Source organism: Streptomyces sp. NPDC047525 (assembly GCF_040643025.1).
GTDB classification, from domain to species: domain Bacteria; phylum Actinomycetota; class Actinomycetes; order Streptomycetales; family Streptomycetaceae; genus Streptomyces; species Streptomyces durmitorensis.
In genome coordinates, this window is sequence record NZ_JBEYTL010000021.1 from 144,967 (window position 1) to 151,033 (window position 6,067).

Here is a 6,067-nt window from a genome sequence, read left to right on the forward strand (position 1 = left end):
GCGTCAGTCCTTCTTCCGCTTGCCCCGCCGCCGCGCGGAGGGGACGGTGCGCCCCACGATCACGGTACGTCGGGCGGGTGCCGATGGCACATTGTCTGATTCGGGTCCTGCCTTGCGGCCCAGGGCCCTGCGCACGCCGTATCCGAACGCCGCGACCTTGACGAGCGGGCCGCCGAAGGTGGAGGCCACCGTCGTGGAGAGCGCCGAGGCGTTCGACGTGACCTCCTGAACGTCCGAGGCGATGGCGTCGACCCGGTCGATCTGGGTCTGCGCGGAGCGCACCGCGCTGGAGGCGTCCGCGAGGAGCGGCACGGCCTGCTCGGTCACGTCCGCGACGAGCTTGGTGGTCGCCTTGAGCGTCTGCGCCAGCCTCACAAGCACCACGGCCAGGAAGGAGACCAGGATCGCCCAGAAGACGGCCACCAGGATCCCGGCCACCTCTCCACCCGACACTGTGCACCGCTCCCTGGACATCGGCCCTGAACATCGAAAAGTCGTCCCCCGACCCTATCGCGCCGGGGCCGAGGCTCCGCACCGCATTACCGTGTACGGGCAAGGGAGTTCAACGAAGTGATTGTACGGACTGCTTACGGATGAGTACGCTCCGTATCCCATGCGACGCGATCAGGGCACCGGTAGCGGTCGGCACGACTCCCCCGCCCGCCCGCCGAGACCCGGCAACCTTCCCCTGGAACTCAACGCGTTCGTCGGGCGCACCGGCGAACTCGCCGATCTCGCCGCCGCGTTGGAGGCCGGACGCCTGGTCACGGTGACCGGTGTCGGCGGCGTGGGGAAATCACGCCTCGCCGTCCGGGCCGCCTCCGACGCCGCGCCGCCGGACGGCGCCTGGCTGGTGGAGCTCGCCGCGGTCCGGGACCCCGATCTCGTGGAGCACGCGGTCGCCGACGCGCTGCGTCTGACGGATCACACGCATCGCACGCCGCGCAAGGTGCTGCTCGACCATCTCGCGGAGCGAGAAGTCCTCCTCGTCGTCGACGGGTTCGAGCACCTGGTGGAGGCGTGTTCCTCGCTGGTGGGAGAGCTGCTGCACCGCTCCCCCGGCCTGCGGGTGCTCGCGGTGGGGCGCAGGCCGCTCGACACCTGCGGCGAGCGGATCTTCCCGCTCGCGCCGCTGCCCGCGCCCGACGCCGCCGCGCTCTTCGCCGACCGTGCGGCGGCCGGGCTCCCCGGATTCGTCCTGGACGAGGAGAACGAAGCCGACGTGGCGGAGCTGTGCCGCCGTCTGGACGGGATCCCGCTGGCCGTCGAGCTGGCGGCGGGGCGGCTGCGGGCGCTCTCGCCCGCGCAGCTGCTCTCCCGGCTCGACGACCGGTTCGCGCTGCTCACCGGAGTCCGGCGCGACGTTCCGCCTCGGCATCAGACCCTGCGTACGGCCATCGGCTGGAGCCACGAGCTGTGCACGGCGGACGAGCGCCTGCTGTGGGCGCGGCTCTCGGTGTTCTGCGGGCCCTTCGACCTGGAGGCGGCCGAGTACATCTGCAGCGGCGACGGCCTGCACGCCGACGACGTCCTCGACGTGCTCGGGGAGCTGCTCGCGCAGTCCGTCGTGACCCGCGAGGAGGGACCGACGGGCGTCCGCTACCGCATGCTCGACACGGTCAGGGCGTACGGCGCCGACTGGCTGGAGGCGACCGGCGACGCGGCGCGGATGCGGCGCAGGCACCGCGACTGGTACATGGGGCTCGCCACCTGGTGCGAACTGGACTGGTTCTCGCCGCGCCAGGCGCGGGTCGCCGAACTCGTCGACTGCGAACTGCCCAATCTGCGGGGCGCCTTGGAGTACTGCCTGACCGAGCCGGACGAGACGCATCTGGGCCAGTACCTGGCGGGCAGCCTGTGGTTCTTCTGGGTCGGCTGCGGGCGGCTCGCGGAGGGGCGGCACTGGCTCGACCGCGCGCTTGAGCTGGACGGCGACCACGACGACTCGCGGCTCAAGGCGCTGTGGGTCCTTGGCTACGTCGCGGTCCTTCAGGGCGACACGGTCGCCGCGCTCTCCGCGCTGCAGGAGTGCAAGGACGAGGCGGAACGTACCGGCAGCGCCATCGCGACCGCGTACGCGGTGCACCGCATCGGCTGCCTCGCGCTCCTCGCCGACGACATGGAGCGTGCCGAAACCTTGCTGCGCTCCGCCCTTGAGCAGTACCGCGAGATCGGCGAGCTCAACAGCAACGTCCTGATGGGCCAGGTCGAGCTGGCGATGGCCCTCGCCTTCCGCGGCGAGCTCGCCGACGCGGTGGAGCTCTGCGAGGACGTACGCCAGGTCTGCGAGGACCACGGCGAGCGCTGGACCCTCGCGTACGCCCTCTATGTCCTCGGCTTCGCGGCCTGGACGCGCGGCGAGGCCGCGACGGCCCGTGAGCTGGTCATGCGGTGCCTGGCCCTGGACCACGCCTTCAACGATCTGCTCGGCACGGTCCTCGCGATCGAGCTGCTCGCCCTGTTCACCGCGGTGGAGGGCGACCCGGCCGAGGCCGCGGTCCTGCAGGGCGCCGCGTCGCGCATCTGGCCTTCGGTGGGCCTTCCGCTGTTCGGCTCGGGGAACTTCGGCGGGCCGCACGAACTGTGCGAGACGCAGGCCCGCGAACAGCTGGGCGACGCGCGGTACGAGGAGTGCGTGGCAGCCGGGGCCCGTCTCGCCCCGGACGCCGCGGTCTCCCGGGCCCTGGGCACGGGGCCGGTGCCCCACGCAAAAACCCGCCGCCCGCCCCACCACGAGGGCAGGACGGGCGACGGGCTGAAGCAGGGAGAGCTACGTCCGGGTCAGCGGGCGTAGTACTCGACGACGAGCTGCTCGTCGCAGATCACGGGGATCTCCTTGCGGTTCGGGTCACGGTCCAGACGGAAGGCCAGGGCCTTCAGGTTCACCTGGAGGTAACGCGGGATCTCGCCGTCGGGGGCGAAGCCACCCTCACGCGAGACCACGAACAGCGGCTTCTCACGGCTGCGCTCGCGGACCATCACGACGTCGTCGGGACGGACGCGGAACGACGGCTTGTCGACCTTGCCGCCGTTGACCTCGATGTGGCCGTGGCTGACCATCTGACGGGCCTGGTAGATCGTGCGGGCGATGCCCGAACGAAGGATCAGGGCGTCGAGACGGCGCTCGAGCTCGATGACCAGGGCCTCGCCGGTCTTGCCTTCGGCCTTCTTGGCGCGGTCGTAGGCACGGGCCATCTGCTTCTCGCTGATGTCGTACTGCGCGCGCAGACGCTGCTTCTCGAGCAGACGGACCTTGTAGTCCGAGTTCTGCTTGCGCCCACGGCCGTGCTCGCCCGGCGGGTAGGGGCGGGCCTCGAAGTACTTGACGGCCTTCGGGGTCAGCGCGATGCCGAGGGCACGCGACTTCTTGACCTTGGGGCGGGACTGGTTCGGCATGAACCAACCTCTCTGTTCAATGTGAAATCGGCTTCACCAGGGTTAGGGGAGGTCGCAATCCGCAGCCTGGGAAACCCATCGGATCCGGTGATGCTGGATCCGGCGGGCAGCCGCTCCCTGGTCTGGGCACTATGTGCAGCACGCGAGTGGCCCACCGACCGCTTCCCGGAGTGCGAGATGGTGGTGGGCTGCCCGCGACACCTTCGACGGTGCGCGACGCTCCTGGAGATTCCTGGACGGTGAGGTCCGGGGCTCCGGCTGGATGTCCCGTTCTGGTGGTGTCCGGTACGAGACCGGGACACGGGACGCAGCACTTCGGGCAAGTGTACCGGGTGGCAGGGGGTGCCTCAGCCGCAGGTGGCGAGGAGGTCCTGGAGGGCCAGTTTCTCGGGGGCCGTGACGGTGAGCCGGTACTTCGCCTTGATCCCGGTCCAGCGGCGGCCGTACTCGCACCAGTATTCCTTGCGCGGGGGTTTCCACTTGTCGGGGGTCCGGCTGCTCTTCTCCTGGTTCGTCTCCTTGTCGGCGGCGAGCAGGACGTCCAGGTCGTTGGCGTACGTCAGCCGCCGCTGGGCGGTCCAGGCCCAGGCTCCGGCCCGCCAGGCCGCGCCGAGCGCGACGACGTGGTCGGTCTGGATCTGCGAGGCGCGGCGGTAGGAGTAGGGGAGCTCCTTGCCGGTGTACGGGTCGTGCAGGACTCCGGAGAGCACGACGCAGGGGTTGCGGTCGCCCTCGCGCAGGTCCTTCAGGTCGCGCCGCAGGACGTCGTCGCGGGTGTCGCAGCCGTTGCGGCCGCCGGGTGCATCGGTGTCGTCGGACCAGCCCACGCCGAATGCGGAGCGCTTGTACGTCTGCCAGTTCTCGCCCCAGGCGACCGTGAGGCCGGCGAGCTGGTCGCGGGCCCGCGCGGAGGTGGGCGGGAAGCCGGGGCTCGCGAGGGTGGCCGTGGGGGACGGCTTGGGCGTGGGCTGAAGTGTTGCCGTCTGAGCCGGGGATCTGGTGGCCGTGTGGCGGGACGCGGCGCGCTCCAGCTGCGGCGGCGTGCAGGCCGTGGCGAGGGCGGCGACGACGAGCAGGGTGGCCCCCGCGCGCGGCCCGGCTGCTGTGCCCATGGCGCCGAGCGTAGGCGGGAGCGCCGGGGCCCGCCCGCCGGGCCGTGCGGCCGCCCCGCCGGACCGTGCGGCTACTCGCCCTTGAGGCGCTCGCGCACGCGCTCGACCACGTCCGCGTACCTCGCCTCTGCTCCATAGCGCGTGGGTTGGTAGTACCGCTTGGCGGCCACCGCGTCCGGTGCGTACTGCTGGGCCGCGATCGCGCCCGGCACGTCGTGCGGATACACATAGCCCTGGGCGTGGCCGAGCTTGGCCGCCCCCTTGTAGTGCCCGTCGCGCAGGTGGGGCGGGACGGGGCCCGCCAGGCCCGCGCGGACGTCCGCCTGGGCGGACTGGATGGCGATCGTCGCGGCGTTCGACTTCGGGGCCAGGGCGAGGGCGATCGTCGCGTGGCTGAGGGTGAGCGCGGCCTCCGGGAAGCCGATCATGGCGACGGCCTGGGCGGCGGCGACCGCCGTGGGCAGCGCGGTGGGGTCGGCGAGGCCGATGTCCTCGCTCGCGGAGATCATCAGGCGCCGCGCGATGAAGCGGGGGTCCTCGCCCGCCTCGATCATCCGGGCCAGGTAGTGCAGGGCCGCGTCGACGTCCGAACCGCGGATGGACTTGATGAGGGCGCTCGCGACGTCGTAGTGCTGGTCGCCGTCGCGGTCGTACTTCACGGCCGCCCGGTCGACCGACTCCTCCAGGGTCTGGAGGGTGATCTCCTTCTCCCCCTTGGCGAGGGCCGAGCCCGCGCCCGCCTCCAGGGCGGTGAGCGCGCGCCGGGCGTCGCCGCCCGAGATCCGCAGGAGGTGCGCCTCGGTGTCCTCGGGCAGCTCGACCGCGCCGCCCAGGCCCCGCTCCTCGGTGAGCGCCCGGCGCAGCAGGCCGCGCAGGTCGTCGTCCGTGAGCGGTTCGAGCGTGAGGAGGAGGGAGCGGGACAGGAGCGGGGAGATGATCGAGAAGTACGGGTTCTCGGTGGTCGCCGCGATCAGCGTCACCCAGCGGTTCTCGACGGCCGGAAGCAGGGAGTCCTGCTGGGCCTTGCTGAAGCGGTGGATCTCGTCCAGGAAGAGGACGGTCTCCTTGCCGTGGCCGCCCATCGCACGCCGGGCGCCTTCGATGACGGCACGGACTTCCTTCACACCGGCGGTGATCGCGGAGAGCTCCACGAAGCGCTTGTTCGTGGCCTTCGAGACCACGTACGCAAGGGTGGTCTTGCCGATGCCCGGCGGTCCCCAGAGGAACACCGACGACGGTCCCGCCGGTCCTCCCCCGCCCTCGCCCACCAGCCTCCGCAGGGGCGAGCCCTGCTTCAGCAGATGCTGCTGGCCGACGACTTCTTCGAGGGTGCGCGGGCGCATCCGGACGGCCAGGGGACTCGTCGAAGGGTCCTTCTCCTGGCGGTCCTCGGCAGCTGCGGTAAACAGGTCGGGCTCCACGCTCGGAACCCTACGTCAGCCCACTGACAACGCCCTCGGCGCTGTCAGCTGGTCCAGAAGTCCCACCAGCGCGTGAGGATCAGCATGCCGATGATGCCGACGTGCAGCACCGGAAGCACCCAGGTGAACTCGCTGAAG

5 protein-coding genes are annotated in these 6,067 nt (G+C 71.4%); 1 reads left to right on the top strand and 4 read right to left on the bottom strand.

Annotated features, from left to right (window positions below; all coding sequences use genetic code 11):
- Nucleotides 1-3: 3 nt before the first annotated feature.
- Entirely contained in the window at nt 4-453 is a 450-nt protein-coding gene (locus ABZ833_RS39665) for a DUF948 domain-containing protein (RefSeq protein ID WP_361057779.1), read from the bottom strand.
- 160 nt (nt 454-613) lie between these two features.
- On the opposite strand from ABZ833_RS39665, the gene ABZ833_RS39670 reads away from it, so the two are divergent.
- Complete coding sequence (locus ABZ833_RS39670; protein ID WP_361057781.1) at nt 614-2,794, top strand: regulator; 2,181 nt, start codon at nt 614-616, stop codon at nt 2,792-2,794.
- Here the strand turns inward: ABZ833_RS39670 and rpsD are convergent.
- The 3 genes from rpsD to ABZ833_RS39685 form a co-directional block, all read right to left on the bottom strand.
- On the bottom strand, nt 2,782-3,396 hold the full coding sequence (rpsD, locus tag ABZ833_RS39675; RefSeq protein ID WP_249591119.1) for a 30S ribosomal protein S4: 615 nt from the start codon (nt 3,394-3,396) through the stop codon (nt 2,782-2,784). The two genes, ABZ833_RS39670 and rpsD, sit on opposite strands and share 13 nt — an antisense overlap.
- Nucleotides 3,397-3,743: 347 nt before the next feature.
- Nucleotides 3,744-4,508, bottom strand: a complete 765-nt coding sequence (locus ABZ833_RS39680) for an HNH endonuclease family protein (protein ID WP_361057783.1) — start codon at nt 4,506-4,508, stop codon at nt 3,744-3,746.
- 71 nt (nt 4,509-4,579) lie between these two features.
- Nucleotides 4,580-5,929: a replication-associated recombination protein A gene (locus tag ABZ833_RS39685; RefSeq protein ID WP_361057785.1), complete on the bottom strand. Its 1,350-nt coding sequence runs from the start codon at nt 5,927-5,929 to the stop codon at nt 4,580-4,582.
- Nucleotides 5,930-6,067 lie beyond the last annotated feature (138 nt).

Bases quoted from the DNA above. Each gene is read 5' to 3' on its own strand.
- rpsD (WP_249591119.1), bottom strand. From the start codon at position 3,396: ATGCCGAACCAGTCCCGCCCCAAGGTCAAGAAGTCGCGTGCCCTCGGC.
- ABZ833_RS39670 (WP_361057781.1), top strand. From the start codon at position 614: ATGCGACGCGATCAGGGCACCGGTAGCGGTCGGCACGACTCCCCCGCC.
- ABZ833_RS39680 (WP_361057783.1), bottom strand. From the start codon at position 4,508: ATGGGCACAGCAGCCGGGCCGCGCGCGGGGGCCACCCTGCTCGTCGTC.